This window comes from Nocardia sp. JW2 (assembly GCF_051843015.1).
GTDB classification, from domain to species: domain Bacteria; phylum Actinomycetota; class Actinomycetes; order Mycobacteriales; family Mycobacteriaceae; genus Nocardia; species Nocardia coubleae.
The window spans coordinates 148,103-172,160 of the sequence record NZ_JBPXLK010000005.1 but is presented as its reverse complement, the minus strand read 5'-3'; the positions used below and the strand labels follow the sequence as shown (position 1 = coordinate 172,160).

19 protein-coding genes are annotated in these 24,058 nt (G+C 68.0%); 8 read left to right on the top strand and 11 right to left on the bottom strand.

The genetic code is table 11. The features are described 5' to 3' along the window. Positions 1-39: 39 nt before the first annotated feature. The 4 genes from ACSVDM_RS10160 to puuE are packed head-to-tail and all read left to right on the top strand — an operon-like array spanning position 40 to position 6,222. Positions 40-3,075, top strand: a complete 3,036-nt coding sequence (locus ACSVDM_RS10160) for a molybdopterin-dependent oxidoreductase (RefSeq protein ID WP_439264192.1) — start codon at positions 40-42, stop codon at positions 3,073-3,075. Continuing rightward, positions 3,072-4,322: a DUF6986 family protein gene (locus ACSVDM_RS10155; RefSeq protein ID WP_439264190.1), complete on the top strand. Its 1,251-nt coding sequence runs from the start codon at positions 3,072-3,074 to the stop codon at positions 4,320-4,322. The genes ACSVDM_RS10160 and ACSVDM_RS10155 overlap by 4 nt, the downstream gene beginning before the upstream one ends. After that, entirely contained in the window at positions 4,319-5,281 is a 963-nt protein-coding gene (alc, locus tag ACSVDM_RS10150) for an allantoicase (protein ID WP_439264188.1), read from the top strand. The genes ACSVDM_RS10155 and alc overlap by 4 nt, the downstream gene beginning before the upstream one ends. Beyond that, positions 5,278-6,222, top strand: coding sequence for an allantoinase PuuE (puuE, locus tag ACSVDM_RS10145; protein ID WP_439264186.1), 945 nt, complete (start codon positions 5,278-5,280; stop codon positions 6,220-6,222). Before alc ends, puuE begins: the two co-directional genes overlap by 4 nt. Here puuE and ACSVDM_RS10140 read toward each other — a convergent pair. Then, positions 6,178-7,278 carry an alpha/beta hydrolase family protein gene (locus ACSVDM_RS10140; RefSeq protein ID WP_439264409.1) on the bottom strand — a complete coding sequence of 367 codons (1,101 nt, stop codon included), beginning with the start codon at positions 7,276-7,278 and terminating at the stop codon, positions 6,178-6,180. The two genes, puuE and ACSVDM_RS10140, sit on opposite strands and share 45 nt — an antisense overlap. 528 nt (positions 7,279-7,806) lie before the next feature. Here ACSVDM_RS10140 and aceA point away from each other — a divergent pair. The 3 genes from aceA to metE all read left to right on the top strand — a co-directional run bounded on the left by aceA (position 7,807) and on the right by metE (position 12,688). After that, positions 7,807-9,096, top strand: a complete 1,290-nt coding sequence (aceA, locus tag ACSVDM_RS10135; RefSeq protein ID WP_067484780.1) for an isocitrate lyase — start codon at positions 7,807-7,809, stop codon at positions 9,094-9,096. A gap of 177 nt (positions 9,097-9,273) precedes the next feature. Continuing rightward, complete coding sequence (locus ACSVDM_RS10130) at positions 9,274-10,143, top strand: 3-hydroxybutyryl-CoA dehydrogenase (RefSeq protein ID WP_225278455.1); 870 nt, start codon at positions 9,274-9,276, stop codon at positions 10,141-10,143. Between the two features lie 220 nt (positions 10,144-10,363). Continuing rightward, positions 10,364-12,688, top strand: a complete 2,325-nt coding sequence (metE, locus tag ACSVDM_RS10125) for a 5-methyltetrahydropteroyltriglutamate--homocysteine S-methyltransferase (RefSeq protein WP_439264407.1) — start codon at positions 10,364-10,366, stop codon at positions 12,686-12,688. 54 nt (positions 12,689-12,742) lie between these two features. Here metE and ACSVDM_RS10120 read toward each other — a convergent pair whose 3' ends face one another. The 3 genes from ACSVDM_RS10120 to ACSVDM_RS10110 are packed head-to-tail and all read right to left on the bottom strand — an operon-like array spanning position 12,743 to position 15,772. After that, on the bottom strand, positions 12,743-13,474 hold the full coding sequence (locus tag ACSVDM_RS10120; protein ID WP_225278461.1) for a ZIP family metal transporter: 732 nt from the start codon (positions 13,472-13,474) through the stop codon (positions 12,743-12,745). Positions 13,475-13,483: 9 nt separating this feature from the next. Then, complete coding sequence (locus ACSVDM_RS10115) at positions 13,484-14,683, bottom strand: AI-2E family transporter (RefSeq protein ID WP_439264183.1); 1,200 nt, start codon at positions 14,681-14,683, stop codon at positions 13,484-13,486. Positions 14,684-14,719: 36 nt separating this feature from the next. After that, positions 14,720-15,772 carry an NAD(P)-dependent alcohol dehydrogenase gene (locus ACSVDM_RS10110; protein ID WP_357150241.1) on the bottom strand — a complete coding sequence of 351 codons (1,053 nt, stop codon included), beginning with the start codon at positions 15,770-15,772 and terminating at the stop codon, positions 14,720-14,722. A gap of 118 nt (positions 15,773-15,890) precedes the next feature. On the opposite strand from ACSVDM_RS10110, the gene ACSVDM_RS10105 reads away from it, so the two are divergent. Next, positions 15,891-16,970 (top strand): S1C family serine protease, encoded by a 1,080-nt coding sequence (locus ACSVDM_RS10105; protein ID WP_439264180.1) that lies wholly within the window; start codon positions 15,891-15,893, stop codon positions 16,968-16,970. Here the strand turns inward: ACSVDM_RS10105 and ACSVDM_RS10100 are convergent. The 7 genes from ACSVDM_RS10100 to ACSVDM_RS10070 all read right to left on the bottom strand — a co-directional run bounded on the left by ACSVDM_RS10100 (position 16,967) and on the right by ACSVDM_RS10070 (position 24,002). Continuing rightward, complete coding sequence (locus ACSVDM_RS10100) at positions 16,967-17,533, bottom strand: vitamin K epoxide reductase family protein (RefSeq protein ID WP_067484793.1); 567 nt, start codon at positions 17,531-17,533, stop codon at positions 16,967-16,969. The genes ACSVDM_RS10105 and ACSVDM_RS10100 overlap by 4 nt on opposite strands. Next, positions 17,530-18,294: a DsbA family protein gene (locus ACSVDM_RS10095; protein ID WP_439264178.1), complete on the bottom strand. Its 765-nt coding sequence runs from the start codon at positions 18,292-18,294 to the stop codon at positions 17,530-17,532. The genes ACSVDM_RS10100 and ACSVDM_RS10095 overlap by 4 nt, the downstream gene beginning before the upstream one ends. Before the next feature lie 76 nt (positions 18,295-18,370). Further along, positions 18,371-19,216 (bottom strand): polyphosphate kinase 2 family protein, encoded by an 846-nt coding sequence (locus tag ACSVDM_RS10090; protein WP_439264176.1) that lies wholly within the window; start codon positions 19,214-19,216, stop codon positions 18,371-18,373. A 15-nt stretch (positions 19,217-19,231) separates the two neighbouring features. Next, positions 19,232-20,662 (bottom strand): alanine/glycine:cation symporter family protein, encoded by a 1,431-nt coding sequence (locus ACSVDM_RS10085; RefSeq protein WP_439264174.1) that lies wholly within the window; start codon positions 20,660-20,662, stop codon positions 19,232-19,234. Between the two features lie 36 nt (positions 20,663-20,698). After that, a complete protein-coding gene (locus tag ACSVDM_RS10080) occupies positions 20,699-21,331 on the bottom strand; it encodes a class I SAM-dependent methyltransferase (protein WP_067484801.1) in 633 nt (210 codons plus the stop codon). After that, complete coding sequence (locus ACSVDM_RS10075) at positions 21,328-22,587, bottom strand: saccharopine dehydrogenase family protein (protein WP_439264172.1); 1,260 nt, start codon at positions 22,585-22,587, stop codon at positions 21,328-21,330. The genes ACSVDM_RS10080 and ACSVDM_RS10075 overlap by 4 nt, the downstream gene beginning before the upstream one ends. Further along, positions 22,584-24,002, bottom strand: a complete 1,419-nt coding sequence (locus ACSVDM_RS10070; protein WP_439264171.1) for an ABC1 kinase family protein — start codon at positions 24,000-24,002, stop codon at positions 22,584-22,586. Before ACSVDM_RS10070 ends, ACSVDM_RS10075 begins: the two co-directional genes overlap by 4 nt. Positions 24,003-24,058 lie beyond the last annotated feature (56 nt).

Genomic DNA, 24,058 nt, shown 5'->3' with positions numbered 1-24,058 from the left:
CGTCCCCGAGCCGGCGGTTCGGTACGAGGGAGGTGGACCGTGCGGCTAGAAGTCGACGGCCGCGTCGTCGACACGGCGCCCAGGCCGGGCCAGTGCCTGCGAACCCTGCTGCGGGAGCAGGGCACTCTCGCGGTGAAGAAGGGCTGCGATTCCGGCGACTGCGGCGCCTGCTCGGTCCTGCTCGACGGCGCCCCCGTCCACTCCTGCCTGATCCCCGCCCACCGCGCCGCCGACAGAACCGTCACCACCGCCGCCGGTCTCGCCGGCGAAGCCGGACCGAACACCGTGCAGCGCGGTTTCGTCGACAATGCCGCGTTCCAATGCGGCTTCTGCACCGCCGGAATGGTCGTCACCGCCACCGGATTGCTCCGCGACCGCACCGGTTCGGAAATCACCGAGGATGAGCGCGCGGAGTTGATGAAAGGAAACCTGTGCCGCTGCACGGGTTACCGCGCCATTACCGACGCCCTCACCGCGTGTGCACCACTGTGCACAACTCGTGAGGCCACTCCTGAACCGCCTCCCGGTGTGGAAGCACGAGTCGGAGTGCCTGGCGATGCCGCCTTTGGACAGCCTCCCGGTGTGGAAGCACGAGCTGGAGTGCCTGGTGATGGCCCCCTTGAACAGCCCCCCGGTATGGAGGCACGGGTTGGAGTACCTGCCGATGCCTCCTCCGTGCGCCCGCACGATGGGCATCGGCGGAGTGCCGGAGGTGTGACGACGGCGTCCGCGGGGGAGGGTCCTGCGGTGGCGGGCCGCGAGGTGAGCGCGGTCGCGGAGCGGGTGCGGGAGTTCGGGCCGGGGCAGGTCGGAAAGGGTGTCGGAGCGCCCGCCGGGGAGCGGGTTGTGCGGGGCGGCGAGGCTTTCACGTTCGATGTCGGGGTGGGGGACGAGCGGGGGCCGGGGGTGGCGCCTTGGCATCTCGCGGTGTTGAGCAGCCCGCACGCGCATGCGCGGGTGGTGTCGATAGACATCGCGGAGGCGGCGGCCGTGCCCGGCGTCCGGGCGGTGCTGACGTCGGCAGACGCGCCGGGGGTGGCGTTTTCCACGGCACGGCACGAATTCCGGGAGGACGATCCCGACGACACCTTCGTCCTCGATCGCACGGTGCGTTTCGTCGGGCAGCGCGTCGCGGCGGTGGTGGGGGAGACCCTCGATGCGGCGCGGGCGGGGGTGCGGGCGTTGCGGGTGGAGTACGAGGTTCTGCCCGCTGTGTTCGAGCCGGCGGAAGCGCTCGGAGACGAGGCGCCGAAATTGCACGGGGACAAGCCGGATACCGCGCGTATCGCCGACCCGCAACGCAACGTGATCGCGGAAATACACGGTGGTGTCGGTGATTTCGATCGTGGTATCGAAGAAGCGGCGCATGTTGTCCGTGGTGTCTGGCATTCGCCGCGCGTGCAGCACGTGCACCTGGAAACGCACGGCGGAATCGGCTGGCTCGACGACAACGGCAGGCTCGTCCTGCGCACGAGCACCCAGGTTCCGTTCCTGGTTCGCGACGAACTGTGCCACCTGTTCGGCCTCGACCGTGACCGGGTGCGGGTATTCGCGGCTCGGGTGGGCGGCGGGTTCGGCGCCAAACAGGAAATGCTTGTCGAAGACCTCATCGCGCTCGCCGTCCTGCGCACCCGGCATCCGGTGCAATACGAATTCACGCGGACCGACGAATTCACCTCTGCCACTTGCCGTCACCCGATGCGGGTGGCTGTCACTGCCGCCGCCGACAGGAATGGGTTGCTCACCGCATTGTCGGTCGACGTGCTCGCCGACGCTGGTGCCTACGGCAACCACAGTGCGGGTGTGCTGTTCCATTCCGTCGGTGAATCGGTGGCCGTCTACCGGTGCCCGAACAAAAAGGTCGACGCGCAAGCGGTGTACACCAACAACATTCCCTCCGGCGCCTTCCGTGGTTACGGGCTCGGTCAGGTGATCTTCGGCGTGGAATCCGCCATCGACGAACTGGCCCGCCGAATCGGCGTCGACCCGTTCGATTTCCGCAGGCGCAATGTGGTGGTTCCGGGCGACCGGTTCACCGGCGCCGAAGTCGACGAAAGCGACCTCACCTTCGGCAGTTACGGCCTGGACCAGTGCCTCGACACCGCCCAGCGGGCGCTGCATCGCGGCAACGGTGCGAAGGCGCCCGGCCCCGACTGGCGCGTCGGGGAAGGAATGGCCGTGGCGATGATCGCGACCGTTCCACCACGCGGCCATCACGCCGACGCGACGGCGCGCCTGCTCGTCGACGGGAACTACGAGATAAACGTTGGCACAGCGGAATTCGGCAACGGTACAACCACCGTCCACGCCCAGCTCGCCGCGACCGCCCTGGCGACATCCGCCGACCGGATCGTGATCCGTCAATCCGACACCGATCTCGTCGGGCACGACACCGGTGCCTTCGGTTCGACCGGCACCATGGTCGCGGGCAAGGCGTCCTATGCCGCCGCACTGGAACTGCACGCGATGATGCTGGCGCGAGCGGCCAAGGTGAGCGGCCACCCCGAGCGGGATTGCGTGCTGGAAGCGGGTGGCGTGCGCTGCGGGGACGAACTCGTCACCGGCGCACAACTCCTCGCCGACGGCGACCTCATAGCCCACGGGACCCATTCGGGCACACCGCGTTCGGTGAGTTTCAACGTGCACGCGTTCCGGGTAGCCGTGCGTCCCGTGACGGGTGAGGTGCGGATTCTCCAGTCGATCCAGGTGGCCGACGCGGGCACCGTGCTGAATCCGGTGCAGTTGCGCGGTCAGGTGGAAGGTGGTGTCGCGCAGGCCATCGGGACCGCACTCTACGAGGACATGCGCACCGACGCGGGTGTGGTGACCACCCGCGCCCTGCGGCACTACCACGTACCGCAATTCGCGGACCTGCCACGCACGGAGGTGTATTTCGCCGAAACCAGTGACGCGCTCGGCCCGCTCGGTGCCAAATCGATGAGTGAGTCACCCTACAACCCGGTTGCCCCGGCCCTGGCGAACGCGATCCGCGACGCCATCGATGTCAGACCCGACCGATTACCGATGACCGCCGACCGGATCTGGCGGCTCGCGAGGAAAGGAACGGCCGAGTGAATACCCGACTGCCCGAACACATCCGGGCACGCGTCGACGCAGTCCTCGATTCCGTCGACGCGGAGCTGCGGCTGCGCTATCCCGGCCAGGGGACGCGGATTCAACCGGTGCACACGGTGTATGTCCCCGCCGACCGTGCCACCGCCGACACCCCGGCGGAATGGGGCGCCACCGCGCTGGAACTGCTGGATCGCCATACCGACTTCCTCGCCGGTCTCGACACCACCGATTCGCTTCCCGCGGTCCGGGTCGGCCTGTCCGCTCGACCGGTGCAGGACCTGCGGATAGATTTCGAGGACGGATACGGTTTCCGCGCCGACGATGTGGAAGACGCCGCCGCGACAGCAGCGGGAAAGACCTTGGCATTGATGGCCGAAAAGCCGGGCGCACCCGGTTCGTTCGGGATCCGGATCAAGGGGCTGGCCAAGGACGAACGCAGGCGAGCGCTACGAACACTGGAATTGGTCCTCGACGGCGTCGCCGACGTATTACCCGGGTTCCTCTTCACCGTTCCGAAAATCCGGGCGGCCGAACAGGTCTCGGCCATTGTCGACATCTGCTCCGGCATCGAACGCGCCCACGGACTTCCCGACCACACCCTGCGCTTCGAACTGCAGATCGAAAGCCCGCAGGCGATCATCGCGCCCGACGGCACGGCCCCCATCGCCCGCATGCTCGCTCTGTCCGACAACCGCTGCAGTGCACTGCATTTCGGCACCTACGATTACACCGCCGCCTGTGGAATCGCCGCCACCGACCAGGCGCTCGACCATCCGGCCGCGGACCACGCCAAAACGGTGATGCAGGTCGCCGCCGCCCAGACCGGTGTGTGGATCTGCGACGGCTCCACCCAGATCGTGCCGGGTAGCGACCCCGAATTCGCTTTCACCAACCACTACCGCCTGGTGGAACGTGCCCTGCGCCGCGGCTACTACCAGGGCTGGGACATGCATCCCGGCCACCTGGTCACCCGCTGGCTGGCCACCCACAACTTCTTCCGTACCGCCACCGATGTGGCCGTCCCCCGCCTACAGGCCTACCTCGGTCGCGGCCAGGAAGGGGTGGTCGACGAGCCGGCCACCGCCGAAGCCCTGTCGGCCACGGTGGTGCGCGCCCTGCGCTGCGGTGCGGTCAGCGATGACGAGTTGCGCGCCCGTGCACCGGAACTCACCGAGCAGACACTCGTCGACCTGATGACCCGCCGGTGGTCGAGCCGAGAAAATACCGAAGCACGGGAGACCCGATGACCGACGACTTCACCCACCTGCCCGACCTGGCGGTCCGGCCGCTCGGCGGGTCGGTGATCTGGGCGAACGACGAGTTCTTCGCCGAGAAGGAAAACCTCGTCAACCCCGGCCCGGCCGAATACCGGCCCGCGACATTCGGGCACAAAGGGCAGATCTACGACGGTTGGGAAACCCGCCGCCACCGCGGCAAGCCCGGTGACGACGCGGCCATCGTCCGCCTCGGCGTGCCGGGCGTGATCCGCGGCATCGTGGTGGACACCGCCTGGTTCAAGGGCAACTACCCGCCCGAGGTGTCGGTCTCGGCGCTGGCGATCGACGGTTACCCCGCCGCCGAGCAGATCGCCGAACGCACCGACTGGGTGCCGCTGCTCGACCGCGTGAAGGTCGCGGGCGACTGCCGGACCCCGTTCACCGTCGACGACGAAAACCGGTGGACCCACGTCAAACTCACCATGCACCCCGATGGCGGCGTCGCCCGGCTGCGGGTCCACGGCGAGGGCAGGCCCGACCCGGCACTGCTCGGCCTCGGCCCACTCGACCTGGCCGCCCTCGAGAACGGCGCCCTGGTCCTGGACTGCTCCAACCGCTTCTACAGCTCACCCAACCAACTGCTCTACCCCGGCCAGGCGCGCGTCATGGGCGACGGCTGGGAAACCGCGCGGCGCCGCGACGACGGAAACGACTGGGTGCGTATCAAACTCGCGGGCCCCGGCGCCATCCGCCTCGCCGAGATCGACACCTCCTGCTTCCTCGGCAACAGCCCCGGTGCCGCCTCGCTCACCGGCTTCACCAGCGACGGAACCGAAGTCGAGATCATGCCGCGCACCGACCTGCTCCCCGACACCCGCCACCGGTTCGCCCTCACGCCCGCCGGCGCGTCGGTCGAAGAGGTTCGCCTCGACATCTATCCCGACGGCGGCCTGGCGCGCCTGCGGCTCTACGGCGAGCTGTCCGCATGACCGGGCCACGCGACTTCATCGGCTACGGCCCGACTCCGCCGGACCCACGGTGGCCCGGCGGAGCCCGGATCGCGGTGCAATTCGTGCTGAATTACGAAGAGGGCGCGGAGAACAACGTCCTCGACGGATCACCGCATTCGGAAACCTTCCTGTCCGAGATGACACCGGCCGAAGCCTTCCCGAACCGGCACATGAGCATGGAATCGCTCTACGAATACGGTTCACGCGCCGGCCTGTGGCGGATATTGCGCGCCTTCGAACGGCGCGGTATCCCGCTCACCGTTTTCGCGGTCGCCCGCGCGATGCAACGCAATCCCGAAGCGGTCGCGGCCTTTCTGGAGCTCGGCCACGAAATAGCGTGTCACGGTCTGCGCTGGCAGTCGTATCAGCTCGTGGATCGCGACACCGAACGTGCCGACATGGCCGAAGCCGTGCGCATCCTCACCGACCTCACCGGCGAGCCGCCACGCGGCTGGTACACCGGCCGCGACTCACCCAACACCCGCGAATTGGTCGTCGAGCACGGCGGTTTCGTCTACGACGCCGACTCCTACGCCGACGACCTGCCCTACTGGACCACGGTGCGCGGGCAGCAGCACCTCGTGGTCCCGTACACCCTCGACACCAACGACATGCGCTACTGCTCGCCCGCCGGCTTCGCCACCGGCGAGGAGTTCTACGCCCACCTGCGCGACGCCTTCGACGTGCTGTACCGCGAAGGGACCGAGGGCAGCCCGAAGATGCTCTCGATCGGCCTGCACTGCCGCATCGCGGGCCGCCCCGCCCGCACCGCGGCCCTGGAACGCTTCCTCGACCACGTGCAATGCCACGAGGACGTGTGGATCACGCGCCGCATCGACATCGCCGAGCACTGGCGAACGACGCATCCGGCCGGATCAGGCGAACAGGTCCCGGACGAACGGGAGCGAGTCGACCAGTGAGGCGTTGACCGTGCCGTCGTGGTCGGTGGGGTAGGTGCGGGTGGTCACCGGCTGGCGGTTGGCCTCGAGCACCGCGAAGTAGCGCAGGGTCGCGGGGGTGACCACGTCGGTGTCGCGCAGGCCCTGGGCCAGCAGCAGCGGGCGGTCGTAGCCGGATTCGGGCAGACCCATGTACTCGCCGAGCAGGCCGCGCAGGTTCGGGATGGACGACAGCGGGCGGGCGAACATGCTGCCCACCGACGGCTTGGCGGCGGCCAGTTCGTCACCGAGGGGTCCGATGCACGCGGTCTGGGCCCGCTCGAGCCAGGCGCGGCCGGTGTCGGTGAGCAGACCGTCGATTCCGAGGTCGGGGTAGGTGGTGCGCAGGCCGCTGAGGATGTACAGGACGTAGGCGGTCAGGTGCGAGCTCAGGGAGATCGGGGGCACACCCGGGCCGACGAGGCCGATGACGTCCTCGATGTAGGCGGGCACGCCCGTGCCGACGGCACCGCGGTAGTCGAGTTCGGGGCCGCCGAACTCGGTGGCGTAGCGGGCGGTGAACACCGCGGCGCCGCCGCCCTGAGACTGGCCGACCATGGCCCACTTGTTCGACAGCGACGGGTATTGCGCGGTCGCGGCGCGCACGGCGTCGACCACATTGCGCGCCTCCACGACGCCGTTCAGATACGGGTGCTCGCCCGGACCGCCGAGACCGGCGTAGTCGGCCGCGACGACGGCGTAGCCCTGCTTCAGCCAGGTGCCGAGGTAAGCCCAGTCGCGTTCGACGGCGGCCGGACCGGCCACGCTGTAGGCGCAGTCGTCGCCGAGCCCGACGGTGCCGTGGGCCCAGGCGATCACCGGCCAGCCGCCCGCGGGCGCTTCGCCCGGCGGGAAGTACACGGCGGCGCTGGTGGTGGTCGGTTGGTCGCCCGCGGTGGTCGAGCGGTAGATCAACCGTTCGGCGCGGGCCGAACCCGGCAGCGTCGCCGCAGCCGACAGGGCCTCCACCGAGACAACCTGCCCGCCGGTGGGTTCGGCGTGCGCCGGAACGACCGGCAGCACGGTCAGCGCGGCCATCGCCGCGATCGTCAGCATCCTCGACTTGCGCACGGTCCCTCTTCCCTTCGTCGGACAGTCCGATTCTGCCCCGTGCGCCACAGGGGTGACACGCCGGGCGGGCGTTGCGGAGTGACGACACGCACATGATCGACGCCCGGCGTGGTGTGTGAAACGACTCACAGCCTGGAAGGCTCGAGAGCATCGGCACCCACCCGGCCGAAGATCGCTAACAGTACGGGCGTTATGCTAAAACTCCTGGTCAGCACTACCCATCGGTAGCCGCAGTGCTTGCAATCACAGGGCAAATTTCGCAAAGTTAGCAACAGCGGCGGCAAACCTAGCTGAGATTCACACAACCAACAGGTAGACGGCTATTTCCGGGTATGCCATTGTTTGGAAGTACACCCCTCAGGCCCTAGCTAGTCCTAGCAAGCCTGCAAATTGCTTCAGCAGTACGACCCGTGCAACCGAAAGCGTTCAGCCGCCGGTTGTTTGAACGGCCGGACAGCGCGGAGCACCGACCACACCGAGGAAGTGGAGTCAGAGATGTCGACTGCCGGCACCCCGAAGACCGCTGCGGAAATCCAGCAGGATTGGGACACCAACCCGCGCTGGAAGGGCATTACCCGCAACTACACCGCCGAGCAGGTTTCCAAGCTGCAGGGCACTGTCGTCGAGGAGCACACCCTCGCGCGTCGTGGTTCGGAGATCCTGTGGGACCTCGTGAACAACGAGGACTACATCAACTCCCTCGGCGCCCTCACCGGCAACCAGGCCGTGCAGCAGGTTCGCGCCGGCCTGAAGGCCATCTACCTGTCGGGTTGGCAGGTCGCCGGTGACGCGAACCTGTCCGGCCACACCTACCCCGACCAGTCGCTGTACCCGGCGAACTCGGTCCCCTCGGTGGTCCGTCGCATCAACAACGCGCTGCTGCGCGCCGACGAGATCGCCAAGGTCGAGGGTGACACCTCGGTCAAGAACTGGCTGGCCCCGATCGTCGCCGACGCCGAGGCCGGCTTCGGTGGCGCCCTGAACGCCTACGAGCTGCAGAAGGCCATGATCGCGGCCGGCGCCGCGGGCGTGCACTGGGAAGACCAGCTCGCCTCGGAGAAGAAGTGCGGCCACCTCGGTGGCAAGGTGCTGATCCCCACCCAGCAGCACATCCGCACTCTGACCTCCGCGCGTCTGGCCGCCGACGTCGCCGACGTGCCGTCGGTGATCATTGCCCGCACCGACGCCGAGGCCGCCACCCTCATCACCTCCGATGTGGACGAGCGCGACCGCGAGTTCCTGGACGGCACCCGTACCGCCGAGGGCTTCTTCGGTGTGAAGAACGGCATCGAGCCCTGCATCGCGCGTGCCAAGGCCTACGCCCCCTACGCCGACCTCATCTGGATGGAGACCGGCGTGCCGGACCTCGAGGTCGCGCGCAAGTTCGCCGAGTCGGTTCGCAGCGAGTTCCCGGACCAGCTGCTGGCCTACAACTGCTCGCCTTCGTTCAACTGGAAGGCGCACCTGGACGACGCGACCATCGCGAAGTTCCAGCGTGAGCTCGGCGCGATGGGCTTCAAGTTCCAGTTCATCACCCTGGCCGGCTTCCACTCGCTCAACTACGGCATGTTCGACCTGGCGCACGGCTACGCTCGCGAGGGCATGACCGCGTTCGTCGACCTGCAGGAGCGCGAGTTCAAGGCTGCCGCCGAGCGTGGCTTCACCGCCATCAAGCACCAGCGTGAGGTCGGTGCCGGCTACTTCGACACCATCGCCACCACCGTTGACCCCAACACCTCGACCGCGGCCCTCAAGGGCTCGACCGAAGAGGGTCAGTTCCACTGAGTTGCTTTGACTAGCAACGGATTTCCTCTACACCAGTAGGGGTGTACGCCCTCCCCTGCCGATCAGCCCCGGCAGGGGAGGGCATCCCTATATTGTGGGTCGCGAGCCGCGGTGGCCAGTGACCCGAACAGGGCCGAAATCCGCGGCGCCAGCCGCCAACAAACCCAGGAGTGGGACGTGAGCAGCGACAAGATTCAGCGCGTCGGGATCATCGGCGCCGGACAGATGGGCGCGGGTATCGCGGAAGTGTGCGCACGCGCGCACGTCGACGTCCTCGTCTACGAAACCACCCGTGAACTGGCCGCCGCCGGTCGTGCGCGCATCCTGCGCTCGCTCGATCGTGGCGTCAGCAGCGGCAAGATCACCGAGCGCGAGCGCGAGCAGGCCGCCTGGCGGCTGCGCTTCACCTCCGACCTCAGTGACTTCGCCGACCGTCAGCTGGTCGTCGAGGCCGTTGTCGAGAACGAAGAGGTCAAGACGGCCATCTTCAGCGAGCTGGACAAGGTCGTCACCGACCCCGACGCCGTGCTCGCCTCCAACACCTCCTCCATCCCGATCATGAAGATCGCCGTCGCCACCGCCAATCCCGAGCGCGTGGTCGGTCTGCACTTCTTCAACCCGGTGCCGGTGCTGCCGCTGGTGGAGCTGGTCACCACGCTCAAGACCAGCGAGCCTGTTGCCAAGCGGGCCGAGGCGTTCGCCGCCGACATCCTGGGCAAGCAGGTCGTCCGGTCGGCCGACCGCTCCGGGTTCGTCGTCAACGCGCTGCTGGTTCCGTACCTGCTCTCGGCCATCCGCATGGTCGAGTCGGGGTTCGCCACCAAGGAAGACGTCGACAAGGCCATGGTGCTCGGGTGTGCGCATCCGATGGGTCCGCTGGCACTGACCGACCTCGTCGGGCTCGACACGGTGAAGTCGATCGCGGACTCGATGTACGCCGAGTTCAAGGAGCCGCTGTACTCCGCGCCGCCGCTGCTCATGCGCATGGTGGAAGCCGGTTTGCTCGGTAAGAAGACCGGCGCCGGTTTCTACCAGTACGGAAACTAGGTTCCACGCACCGACGGCCGCCTTCCTCCCCGACGAGACGAAGGTGGCCGTCGGTGTTCCCAGGGGTGTTTGCAGGGGGAACGGCACACTGCCGACCGCTCGGCTTAAGCTGCTGTAGGCCGCTCGTGCACGCGCGAACCGGCTACTCGTCGAGCGCAGTAATTGCGCGGCGCCCGGTTGCCGGGCGACCACGCAGGTGATGGAAAGGGATGTCCCGTTCATGGTCAACGTCACCGATGGATTCGGGTCGAGCGTTCTCGGATATCCGCGGATCGGTCCGCACCGGGAACTCAAGCGCGCGCTGGAGTCGTACTGGCGTGGGTCGCTCGAGCGGGAGGAGCTGCTCGCGGTAGGCCGGGACATCCAGGAGCGTCAGTTCGACGAGCTGGCCGCCACCGGGCTCACCCAGGTGCCGGGCAACACCTTCTCCTTCTACGACCACATCCTCGACAACGCGCTGCTGTTCGGTGCGGTGCCGTCGCGGTTCAAGCCGCATCAGGAGGGCCTGCACCCGCTGGACTTCTACTTCCTGATGGCGCGGGGTAACCCGGATCTGCCGCCGCTGGAGCTGGTGCGCTTCTTCGGCACCAACTACCACTACCGGCAGCCCGAACTCGACGCCGACTCCACGTTCTCGCTGCACCCCGAGGCGCTGCTCGACGAGTGGGACCGGGCGATGGCGCGCGGGATCGAACTGCGCCCGGTGGTGCTCGGGCCGGTGTCGTTGCTGCTGCTGTCCAAGGCCGGCCAGGTTCCCGGCGAAGCGGAGTTCGACACGCTGAGCCTGCTCGACAAACTGCTGCCGTTCTACGAGGAACTGTTCGAACTGCTCGCCAAGCGCGGGTCGACCTGTGTGCAGCTCGACGAACCGTGCTTCACGGGGGAGCAGTCCGACGCGGCGCTCGCGGCGTTCGAGAAGACGTATCAGCGGTTGTCGAAGGCGCCGCTGCGCCCGCGCATCCTGGTCACCGGCCAGTACGGCGACTTCGGTGAGGCGCTGCGAATCCTGGCGGCCAGCAATGTGGAGGCCATCGGGCTGGACCTGGCGTCCTACCGGATGACGCCCGAGGAGCTCGCCGAGATCCCCGGCATCCGCCGCAAGCGGATCTACGCCGGCGTCATCAGCGGCACCAATGTGTGGCGCGCCGATCGTTACGTGACGCTGAACTACCTGAACTCCATCGCCGAGGTGTGCCCCGATCTGGTGGTGTCGACCGGCACCACCCTGCTGCACGTGCCCTACGACGTGCTCGCCGAATACGACATCGAGGGCAATGTCGCCGACCGGCTCGCGTTCGCGAAACAGAAGGTGGGCGAGGTTGTTTCGCTCGCCAAGGCGCTCACCGAGGGTCCGTCGGAGAAGTGGCGCAAGCGGCCCACCTCGGTGCACTTCAAGCAGAAGCACGCCGTGCGGCAGCGGGTGTACGCGATCACGCCCGAGATGCGCGAACGCGTGCCGTACGCCGAGCGGGCCGCGGCTCAGCAGGAACGGCTGAACCTGCCGTTGGTGCCCGCAACCACGCTCGGGTCGTTCCCGCAGAGCAGCCGGTTGCGGCAGGCGCGTCACGAAGTCGCCGCGGGCCGGTTGTCCGAGCAGGACTACCGCAAGCAGGTCGAAGCCGAGATCGAGGCGACGATCCGGTTGCAGGAGGACATCGGTCTCGACGTGTTCGTGCACGGTGAGCACGAACGCAACGACATGATCCAGTTCTTCGCCGAACAGCTCGACGGCATGGCGACCACCCGCTTCGGCTGGGTGCAGGTCTACGGCTCGCGCTGCGTGCGGCCGCCGATCATCTACGGCGACGTGGCCCGGCCCGCGCCGATGTCGGTGGACTGGACCACCTACGCCCAGTCGCTCACCGACAAGCCGGTGAAGGGCATGGTCACCGGTCCGGTCACCATGCTCGCGCGCTCGTTCGTCCGCCAGGATCAGCCGCTCTACGAGACGGCCGACCAGGTGGCGCTGGCGATCCGCGACGAGGTGGTGGATCTGGAGAAGGCGGGCATCGCCATCATCCAGGTCGACGAACCCGCCATCCGCGAACTGCTCCCCGCCCGCCCACAGGGCCGCGAGGAGTACCTGCGCTGGGCGGTCGGCGCCTTCAAACTCGCCACCTCCGGCGTGCGCCCCGACACCCAGATCCACACCCACATCGGCTACTCCGGCCGCACCGAGGTGGTGGACGCGATCGAACAACTCGACGCCGACGTCACCGCGATCGTCGCGACCCGCTCGATCGAATGGGTCATGCAGGCCCTCACCGAGGACGCCGCCACCGGCCACGGCCTCAGCCACGGCGTCGGCCCCGGCGTCTACGAAAGCCGCTCGGCCCGCATCCCCGACATCGACGAACTCGACGAACTCCTCACCCAAGCCGCGAAAGCGGTTACCCCACAACGGTTGTGGGCCAACCCAGACGGTGGTCTGAAGACCCGCCACTACTGGCAGCTCGATCCGTCACTGCGCAACATGGTCGCCGCGGCCCGCCGCGTCCGTCGCCGGGCCCTTGCCGCCCTCGCGGAAGAAGCCGTCGCGAAGTAGCGCCAGAACCCGAAGGGGCACACCGGATCCGGTGTGCCCCTTCGTCGTGTACCGCTAGTGGCTCAGTGCCGACACCACGAACATCGCGCCCACTCCGAGGATGGTGAGGAAGAGGGTCAGGCGGGAGGGGTGTTCGGCGTGGGCTTCGGGGAGGATGTCGGCGGTGGCGAGGTAGAGGAGGAAGCCGGCGAAGTAGCCGAGGTAGAGGCCGATCCATTGTTCGGGGACGTGGATGAGGGTGCCGAGGACGGCGCCGACTACCGGGGCCAGGGCGTCGAGGGCAAGGAGGGTGATGGCGCGTTTGCGGGCGTGGCCGTAGAGGGTGGGGATGGTGAAGGTGTTGAAGCCGTCGGCGAAGTCGTGGCAGATGACCGCGATGGCTACCGACAGGCCGACGGTGGCCCCCGCCTGGTAACCGATGCCGATGCCGAAACCGTCGAGGGTGCTGTGGAAGATCAGGCCCATCGCGGCGAGCAGGCCGACGGATTCGAAACCGTGGTGGTGCGAACCGAATTCGTCCTCGTGGCCGGTGTGGATGGCGACCGCGCGTTCGATGATGTGCAGACTCATGAACCCGACGACCGCCGCGATCAGCGCCACCGGCACACCGAACGCCTCGTCGGGTGACTGCTCGAGTGCCTCGGGGATCAGGTCGAACGCCACCAGGCCGAGCATCACCCCGGCCGCGAGACCGAGGACCAGGTGCTTGCGGTCGCCGATGCGCATGGCGACGAATCCACCGAACAGGGTGGACAGCATGGAGACCACAGACAACAGAATTGCCATGGTGCGGGCCTATTCGTCGACGGTTCGGTCGGGCTCGACGGGTGTCTTCGTCCGGGACCTGGACAACCACCGGCGCTTCTGCTTCGGCGGTGGCCCGGCTTCCTCGGTCACCCGATACCGCCGGACGTAGGCCCCGGCGAAACCTTGCAGCGTCGCGGTGACCGGGATGGCGAGCAGCGCACCGGTCGGCCCGAGCAGCGCCGCACCCGCGATCACCGCCCCGAACGCCACCGCCGGATGCATGTCGAGGGTGGTCGCGGTGATCCGTGGCTGCAGCACATAGTTTTCGAACTGCTGGTACGCCACGATGAACAGCAGAATCCACAGCGCGGTGATCGGGTCGTGCACCAGGGCGACCAGCACCGGAAGGGCACCGGCGAGATAGGTACCGACGGTCGGGATGAACTGCGAGACCACACCCACCCACAGCGCCAGCGCGAACGCCGACGGCACATCGAACACCCGCAGCGCCACATAGTGCGCGATCGCCGAGCACAGCGCGAGCAGCGCGCGCGAGTAGATGTAGCCGCCGGTCTTCTCCACCGCGATATCCCAGGCGCGCAACACATGTTTCTGCTGGCGCGGCGGGAGCAGCGAACACACCCAGGTGCGGAAGCGCGGCCCGTCGGCAGCGAAATAGAACGTGAACAGCAACACCCCGAGCAGCTGGAACAGCGCACCGATCGCGACCGTGCCGATGCCCCAGACGTTTCCGGCCAAACCCACGAGATAGCCCTCGATGGTCGAGCTCCACTCGGTGGCGTATTTGGTGAGGTCGGCGCCGGACAGGTTCTGGTCGAAGGTGCGGTTGATCCAATCGACCACGTCCTGGATGTAGCCGGGTGCGTCCTGCACGAGCATGGTGACCTGGTCGATGAGCAGGGCGCCGAGCGTCCCGAAGAACGCGACCATCACCACCAGTAGGACGAGGAACACCGCACCGGTGCCCGCGCCACGCGGAATACCGTGCCGGGCAAGCCAATTCACCGCCGGTTCGATGGCGAAGGCCAGGAACAGCGACACCAGCAGGATGGTCAGCAGGCCCTGCAGTTTGCCGAGCACCCAGAAGCCCGCGATCAGGATGACGAGGGCGAGGGCGGTGTAGAGCAGGGCGCGCGGGAACCAGCTGGGCGGGGTCCGCACCGTCCAGGTGATCGGCAGGGCGCCCACCGCGGTCGGTGTGTCCGGGCGCGTATCGTCGTCGGCCACGACGTCACGGTACCCGGCGGTGGGCGCCGGACCGGCCTAGATGGACGCGGTGTCGATCACGAAGCGGTACTGCACATCGCTGGCGACGACCCGGTCGTAGGCGGAATCGATGTCGTCGGCGGAGATGAGCTCGATCTCGGCGCCGATGCCGTGCGCGGCACAGAAATTCAGCATCTCCTGGGTCTGCGCGAGACCGCCGATCATCGAACCGGACAGCGAGCGGCGGAAGCCGGCCAGATTGCGGCCGGTGACGCTCATCGGCTTCTCGGGCAGGCCGAGGATCACCAGGGTGCCGTCGAGGGCGAGCAGCCGCAGGTAGTTGTCGATGGGCAGGTCGGCCGAGACGGTGTTGATGATGAGGTCGAACTCGCCGCGCAGCCTGCGGAAGGTCTCCTTGTCGCTGGTGGCGTAGTAGTTGGTCGCTCCCATGCGCAGGCCGTCGTCGCGTTTGCGCAGCGACTGGCTCAGCACCGTCACCTCGGCGCCGAGCGCGGCGGCGATCTTCACCCCGACGTGCCCGAGCCCGCCCATGCCGATGATCGCGACCTTCTTGCCGGGACCCGCGCCCCAGTGGCGTAACGGCGAGTACAGGGTGATGCCCGCGCACAGCAGCGGTGCGGCGACGTCGAGGCCGATGCCCTCGGGAATGCCGACGACGAACTTCTCGTCGACGACGATGTGGGTGGAGTACCCGCCCATGGTGTAGCCGCCGGGCTGGACGTCCTCGGGGACGGGGTTGTTGTAGGTCCAGGTGGCGCCCTTGGCGCAGTACTGCTCCTCACCGGCCAGGCACGGTGCGCACTTGCCGCACGAATTCACCAGACAGCCCACCCCGACGCGGTCGCCCACCTGGTACTTGCGCACCGACGACCCGACCGCGCTGACGATGCCCGCGATCTCGTGCCCCGGCACGCACGGATACCGCGCACCACCCCATTCGTCGCGGGCGGTGTGGATGTCGGAGTGGCAGATGCCCGCGAATTTGATGTCGATCGCGACATCGTCGGGTCCGAGCGCACGGCGTTCGATCGCGACTTTCTCGAAGGAACCGTCGGCGGACGGCAGGGCATAGGCGGCAGCGGTGCTCATGGGTATATGCCTACCGCTGCATACGAGGTTTGCCAACCGCCGGGTGGCGGATGTCGATCGAGCCGGACCCGAGCCGGGTGACAATGGAAAGGGTCGGCCCGCGAGAGAGGACGTGCGCGTGCAACGTGGATCACGGGTGCTCATGGCGCTGGTCGTCGCGCTGCTCGCCCTCGGCGGTGTCCTCGGATATCGCGGTGAGCTGGGGTTCGAGCGGGCCGCCCCGCAGGAATTCGTCGCGGCGACGCCCGCGCCCGTGCCGCTGGATCCGGGCCTGGTCGCCGCGCAGGTGCAGCCCGCGCTGGTCAATATCTCGGTCGACGCGAGCCGGTTCGGAACCGCGGCCGCCGGGTCGGGCATCGTGCTCACCGGCGACGGGCAGATCCTCACCAGCCACCACGTCATCAAGGGCGCCGACGACGTGTCGGTCACCGACGTGGGGACCGGGCTGCGCTACCCGGCCACCGTGCTCGGTTACGACTCGAGCGCCGACGTCGCCCTCCTGGCACTGGCAGGCGCCTCCGGCTTGCCGACCGCGCGGATCGGTTCCTCGGCCGGGCTGCGACTACGTCAGGACCTGCTCGCCATCGGTGACGCGGGCGGCGACGGTGGTGAGCAGACCTCGGTGGCCGGGCCGATCACCGACCTGGACGCCAGTATCGTCGCGATGAACTCCGCGGACCTGAGCCGTAAATCGTTGCGCGGGATGGTGGAGATCGCGGCACCGGTGGTGGGTGGGCAGTCCGGTGGGGCGCTGGCCGACGGCACGGGCGCGGTGGTCGGCGTCATCACCGCGGCCTCCGGTGATCGCGGCACGCAGGACCGCCAGCCCAAACCCGCGCACGGTTACGCGGTGCCCATCGACACGGCCATGCGGATCGTCGCCCAGATCCGCTCGGGCACGCCGACCGATACCGTGCACATCGGGCCGACCGCCACCCTCGGCGTGCAGATCGTCGACGCGAAACCGGCGGGCGCGCGGGTCGACTGGGCCTTCTTCGGGCAACCGGCCCGCGCCGCCGGGATCACCGACGGTGACGTGGTCACCGCCGTCGACGGCGAGTCGATCACCACCGCGCGGGCGCTGAGCGCGGCCATCGGCAGGCGCAAACCCGGCGATGTGGTGCGCCTCGACGTCACCGCGCCCGACGGCAGCGTCCGCGTCGTCGACGTGGTGCTCGCCGAGGGCACGCCCAACTAGACCTTGCTCAGCCAGTAGTCCTGGAACTTCAGGAACATCAGCAGCAGCACCACGGCGTAGAACACGACGACGAGCGTCCAGCGCCACTCGGCCAGGATTCCCATCGGCCCGCGCGAGCCGCCCCAGGTCTCCTGGGTGGCCACCGCGAACAGCACCGGCACCGCCACCCACACCACCATGCAGTACGGGCACAGCGCGTTGATGCGGTACAGGCTCTGGAAGATCAGCCAGCAGATCGCGGCGACGCCGAGGACCGTGCCGACCCAGAGCGAACCCCAGATCCAGCGCGGGAAACCCACCCCGATCACCGAGAGCACGCCGAGGGTCACCACCACCGAGAACCCGACGATGCCGATGATCGGGTTCGGGAAGCCGAATACGGCGGCCTGCTGGGTCTGCATGATCGACCCGCACGACAGCACCGAGTCGAAATTGCACGAGGCCATGTAGGTGGGATCGGTGAACAGCTTGAACCGTTCGACGGTGAGCGTGCACGACGCCAGCCACCCGGCCAGCCCCGCGATCAGCAGCAGCCAGGCCGAGCGAGCCGACGCGGTGATCACTTGGCCGCGTCGGCGATCACGGACGCCAGGCCGTCTTCGGTGTAGACGGCGTTGCTCTCGATCAGCTCGCCGTCGACGAAGACCGACGGTGTGCCCTTGAGCCCGCTGGTCAGCAGGGTCTGGGTCGTCTTGGCGAGCGGGTCGGCCATGGCCTTGTCGTTGATGCAGGTGGCCACGGCCGGATCGGTGTATCCGGTCTCGTTCGCGATGGCCACGAGCTGCTCGTTGCTCAGGCCCGCGCCGCCCTCGGCGGGCTGACGGTGGAACATCAGCTGCAGCCAGTTCGGGAACTTGTTCGCGTCCGAGCGGGCCACACAGTAGGCGGCGTTGCCCGCGCGCGAGGAGTACTGGTTCGTCGAGGCCTTGTCGAGGAAGGAGATGATCTGGTATTCGACCGACGCGGTGCCCTCGGCCGCGGCCTTGGCCAAGGCGAGGCCGTTGGCGGTCTCGAACTGCTTGCAGGCCGGGCACTGCAGGTCGGCGACGACGCGCACCTTCACCTTGGCGTCGGGGTTGCCGATCAGCACGCTGCCCGACGGGGTGACCGTGCCGACGGTCGCGGGCAGCGTTGGCAGTCCCTCGGCCCCCGTGGTACCGCTGCCGGTACTGGTGTCGGAATCGGATCGGTTCATCGCGATACCGATACCGATCGCCGCGACCAGCGCCACCAACACCGCGGCGACACCGACCTGGATCGCCAGCTTGCGCTTCTTGTCGGCGGCCTCCGCCGCCGCAAGCGGATTCTTGCTGCCCGTGCTCACCGTTGTCACACGCCTTTCGCTCGTCTGCTCCACGACATCATGCGGGCCGAACCTGAGATTTTGTTCAAAGACAAGATCAGGACTGATCGAGCAGACGCAACTGCTCGGCCACGTCGAAATCGGCCTTCGGCCAGTCGAGCTCGAGGCCGGTGAGCGCGTCGATCAGTAGTTCGGTGACAGCCAGCCGCGAATACCATTTCTGATCGGCGGGCAGCACGTACCACGGAGCGTAATCGGTATTCGTGCGATCGAGAACGGCCTGGTAGGCCTTCTGGTATTCGGGCCAGAAGGCGCGTTCGGTGATGTCGGCCGGGTTGAACTTCCAGTACTTGTCCGGCCGTTCCAAGCGGGCGCGCAGCCTGCGCTTCTGCTCGTCGAGGGAGACGAACATGGCGACCTTCACGATGGTCGTCCCCGAGTCGGCGACCTCTTTCTCGAACGCGTTGATCAGGTCGTAGCGCTGCTCCCATTCCGACTGCGGTACCAGGCCGTGCACCCGGACCACCAGCACGTCCTCGTAGTGGGAGCGATCGAAGACGCCGAGCTGACCGGCAGCGGGCAGGCGCTTGCGGATGCGCCACAGGAAATCGTGCGCCCGCTCCTCCTCGGTCGGCACCCCGAAGGAGGCGTGGTCGACGCCCTGCGGGTCGACCGAACCGATCACGTGCCGCACGATGCCGCCCTTACCGGCGGTGTCCATGCCCTGCAGGATCAGCAGCACCCGGCGGTTACCACCGGTGCGTCCGTGCGCGAACAGCTTCTCCTGCAACACCGACAGCACCTCGCCGCGTTCGGGCAACATCGACTTGCCCAGCTGCTTGCCGCCGAGGAAACCGGGCGTGGCCGAGGTGTCGATATCGGCGACGCGCAGCCCGTCGGCGCGCAGGGCGGTGGTGACGGGCTCGGTCCACAGTTTCGCCATCAGCCATGCCTACCACTAGTCGCGGCGCGTCTGCCAGCACGCCACCCCGGCGGGGTCGGCGATCTCGGCCCGGTGCACGTACACCGGGTCCTTGCCCGCGCGACGCTGGGCGCGGTAGTCGGCGAGCAGCCGGAACGCCACCGCGCCGAGCGGCAGGATCGCGGTGAGGTTGACCAGGGCCATCACGCCCATGAACACGTCGGCCAGGTTCCAGATCAGCGCCACCGAGCCGAGCGCGCCACCGAACACCGCGACCAGCACCAGCACCCGGAACACGGTGAGCAGGCGCGGATGATCGGTGATGAACTCGATATTGGCGCGGCCGTAGTAGAAGTTTCCGATCATCGAGCTGAACGCGAGCATGAACACCACCGCGGTGAGCACGTGCCCGGCCCAGCTGCCGAGGGTGGTGTGCAGCGCGGTCTGGGTGAGGTCGGCGCTGTGCCGCTCGGACAGGTCCGGGTCACTGGTCAGGATGATGAACGCGGTGATGGAGCAGACGAGCAGTGTGTCGAAGTAGACGCCGAGCGACTGCACGAGACCCTGCTTCACCGGATGCGAGACATCCGCTGCCGCGGCGGCGTTCGGGGAGGAGCCGAGACCCGCCTCGTTGGAGAACATGCCGCGCCGGATGCCCTGGGTGATGGCCATACCGATACCGCCGCCCACCACCTCCCGCAAGCCGAACGCCCCGCCGACGATATCGGCGAACACCCGTGGCAGGTCGTCGAGATTCAGCGCGACCACGGCGATGCCGAGCAGCAGATACACCATGGCCATCACCGGGACGAGCACCTCGGTGATGCGGCTGATGCGGCGCACCCCACCGAAGATCACCAGGCCGAGCAGCCCGACCAGTGCCAGCCCGACCAGCGGCGCGAACCAGTCGCCGTCGATCGCCGCGAGCGAGGCGCGACTGGTGGCGACGATGGTGTTGGCCTGCACCGCGTTGAAGACGAAACCGAAGGTCACCGTGATGACCACCGCGAAGATCAGGCCCTGCCAGCGCCGGCCGAGACCGTGCTGCATGTAGTAGGCCGGGCCGCCACGGAATGTGCCGGGTTCGTGTTCGGGTCGCTTGTAGAGCTGGGCGAGTGTGGATTCCACGAATGCCGACGAGGCACCCAGGGTGGCCATCGCCCACATCCAGAACACCGCGCCCGGCCCGCCGACACTGATGGCGGTCGCGACGCCCGCGATATTGCCGGTGCCGACCCGCGCGGCCGCCGAGATACTGAAGGCGCCGAACGCCGACACCGACCGCTTGCCGTCCGCGGCGGGGGTGCCCTTCTCGGCGACCACCCGGAACATCTCCGGCACGAACCGCAACTGCACGATGCCGCTGCGCGCGGTGAAATACACCCCGGTCACGATCACCAGCGGGATCAGCAACCAGTCCCAGAACACGTTGTTGATGTCGACGATCACCGAATTCAGCGTGTCCATGCCCGGCAGGCTACCGCCGGGCTACCGGGTGTCGGCTCAGGCGGGGCGGGTCGCCTCGACGTATTGCATGAAACGGTGCACGCGCTGGGTGATTTCGGTGAGCCCGGAGGTGGCGAACAGGGTGGGGAAGGTGTCGCGGTCGAACAGGCGAAGACCGCTCACGCCCGCGGCCAGGGTGCTCGCCTTGCCGAAGAGGTTGTCGTCGCGGTAACTGGTGGTGATGGCGATGCGACCGCCCGGCGCGAGAACGCGGATCATCTCGCGGGCGGCGGCGATCGGGTCGGGGATCAGGTACAGGGCACCGAAACAGCAGACGGCGTCGAAGGTTTCGTCGGCGAAGGGCAGGGTGCGGGCGTCGCCGCGCACGTAGCCGACGCGCGGGCCCGCGTTGTCGGCGGCGGCGCGCGCCAGCATCGGCGCGGAGTAGTCCAGACCGGTCACGAAACCGTCGCCGCTGAGGTGTTCGCTCAGGTAGCGCGTGAAATTGCCGGGGCCGCAGGCCAGATCGAGCACCTTCTCGGGGCCGCCCAGGCGCAGCGAGCGCACCGCGTCGCGACGGTCGTCGCCCGTGGTGCGGCCGCTGGCCAGGTAGAACAGGGTGGGACGCCAGGCGTGCTCGTAGATCGCGGCGAGCGCGGGCGCGTTCATGGCTTTGCGGGCCAGGTTCACTGCCGTGCGACCTCGATGGTCATGCCCGCCGCGCGCAGCCGCTCGGTGAGCGCCTCGCCCATGGCGGACGCGGGGGTGAGAATGCCCGCGCGCTCGGGCAATTCGTCGAACGCCAGGCACAGACCGCTCTGGCCGAGCAGCACGGCGGTGGCCTGATAGCCGGGGTCGCCGGCGCCGGAGAACGTCGCCTGGTACTTGGCGCCGGAACTGGTGCGGGCGAAGGTCTTCATGGTGAACCAGCCACTGCGGCGGGCCTTTTCGTCCGGGCCGGTGCCGGGCTTGGGCAGGATACGGTCGAGCAGTTTACGGCCGAGCGACACCCGCGACAGCACCGCGCCCGAGGTCATCCCGGCCACGATGCCGCCCGCGATACCCGCCGCCACCAGCGGTGCGGTGGCCGAGGTGCCCGCGTTCATCACCTCGCGGTAGCGGAACTGCTTGCCGTAGGGCCAGCCGAGCAGGCCGTTGCTGCGGCGGACCACCTTGGTGTTGTGCGAGGCCATGATGAACGTGGTGACCCAGCCGTGCAGGCTCGGATCGATGCTGTCGGCGCGGGCCAGGGCCTGGTCGGTCTGCCTGCCGACATCGGGATCCATGCTGCGATCGGGGCTCAGCGAGTACGGATGCGCCAGGATCTTCGCGCGCCCGGAATCGGCGGCGATGTCCTCCATCATGGCGCGCCCGGAGTCGATGGTTCCGCCACTCATCCCACCCTTGAGGTAGGCGACCAGCGTGGTGTCCTCCAGCTCGCCGGTGTTGTCGGCGACGGAGGCGCGGTAGATCTCGTACACGCTCAGGTCCGACGGAATCGAGTCGTAGCCACAGGAATTCACGATCTTGGCGCCCGAGTCGACGGCGGTCTGCTCGAACTGCTCGATCGCATCGTGGATGAACAGCGGTTCGCCGGTGAGGTCGGCGTAATGGGTGCCCGCGGCGGCGCACGCGCCGAGCAGCGGCAGACCGTAGCGCAGGTACGGCCCGACCGTGGTGACCACGACCTTGGTGCGCTCGGCCATCGCCGCGAGCGAGGTCGCGTCGGTCGAATCGGCGACCACCAGATCCCACGACGCGGCGGCGGGGCCGAGCTCCTCGCGCACGGCGGCGAGCTTGTCGCGCGAACGGCCCGCCAGCGCGATCTTCGCGGTGGCGGGGGCGGCGGTGAGCAGGTACTCGGCGGTGAGTTTGCCGACGAAGCCCGTGGCGCCGAACAGGATCAGGTCGAACTCGCGGTCTTGCGGCACGGAGGAGCCTTTCATCGGGTGGTTGCCTTGCGGGGGCGCGTCTTCTTCACCGGTTTCGGTGGGTGGGTGCGCAGCCAATCATGATGGGCGATGCCGAGTTCGGTGACCGGCGGCTCGTCGTAGAGCCATTCGCGGGCGATCGAATGCCAGTTGTTGGTCGCGTCGAGCTGGCCGAGCATGCCGAAGGTGAGGAAGTCGGCGCGGCGGGAGAACAGGTGCTCGGGGGGCAGATTCTGCTGCTTCATCCCGGTGAACTCGCTGGCCCTCGGGTCGACGGCGAGCAGGAACGCGCCGCTGGCCAGCTCCGGGGTGATGGTGAGGACCTCGTCGACAAGACACCACTCGGAGGCGGCGAGCACGTATTCGAGACACTCCTCCGCGCCGATCTCGTCGGGCGAGTCGATCACGCCGCGATCGATCATCAACTGGCGCAGGTCTTCCGAACGTTCCTCGGCGGCCGCGCGCAGGCACAGTTTCTCGAAGTGCACCAGTTTCGGGTCCATCCGGTTGAACAAGCCGAAATCGAGGAAGGCCACCCGGCCGTCGGGCGCGAGCAGCACATTGCCCGGATGCGGGTCGCCGCAGAACTCGTTGAAGGTGAACAGCGAACCCACGTAGAAGCGGTAGACGATCTCGCCGATCCGGTTGCGCTCGGCGTCGGGCAGCGTGCGCATCTCGTCGAAACCGGCACCCTCGACGAACTCGCTCACCAGCACCCGGGTGGTCGACAACTCGGGCACGGCCGACGGAACGAAGATGAACGGGTGGTCGCGGTAGAGGTGCGCGATCTCGCTCTGCGTCGCCGCCTCGGCCCGGTAGTCGAGTTCGGCCCCCATATTGAGCTTCAGCTCGTCGAGCACAGCCGGCGTGATCCACGGCATGGCCGAGGCGAGCACGCGCCGGAACATGGTGAGGTTCTTCAGATCGGCGCGGACCGCAACGTCGACGCCGGGGTACTGCACCTTCACCGCCACTCGCCTGCCGTCGGCGAGGGTGGCGCGATACACCTGGCCGATCGAGGCGGCCGCGATCGGCTCGGGGTCGAATTCGGCGAACACGTCCGCCAGCGGGCGGCCGTAGTCCTGCTCGATCACCGCGCGCATGTTCTCGAACGACACCGTCGGTGCCGCGTTGCGCAAGACGGCCAGACGCTGCTGGAAGCGATCGCGGTGGTCTTCGGGGACCAGGTCCAGATCCAGCACCGACATCATCTGGCCCAGCTTCATGGCCACCCCCTTCATGGTGCCGAGCACCATGACCACCTGCTCGGTGGTGCGGATCATCGACTCCTCGGCCATCTTCGCGCGCACGGCCTCGGACCTGCCGCGCATCGACAACCGGGTCTTCTTGGAACGGATGACCGAACTCGCCGCCACCGCCCCCAGCTTCGTGCCACGGGCAAGCCGGGATGTCGGCACGTTCTTCGCCATCGAGGTACCTCCGTTGGTGCCGACGTGCACGCTGCCCGAACGCCTGAGGGCGCACG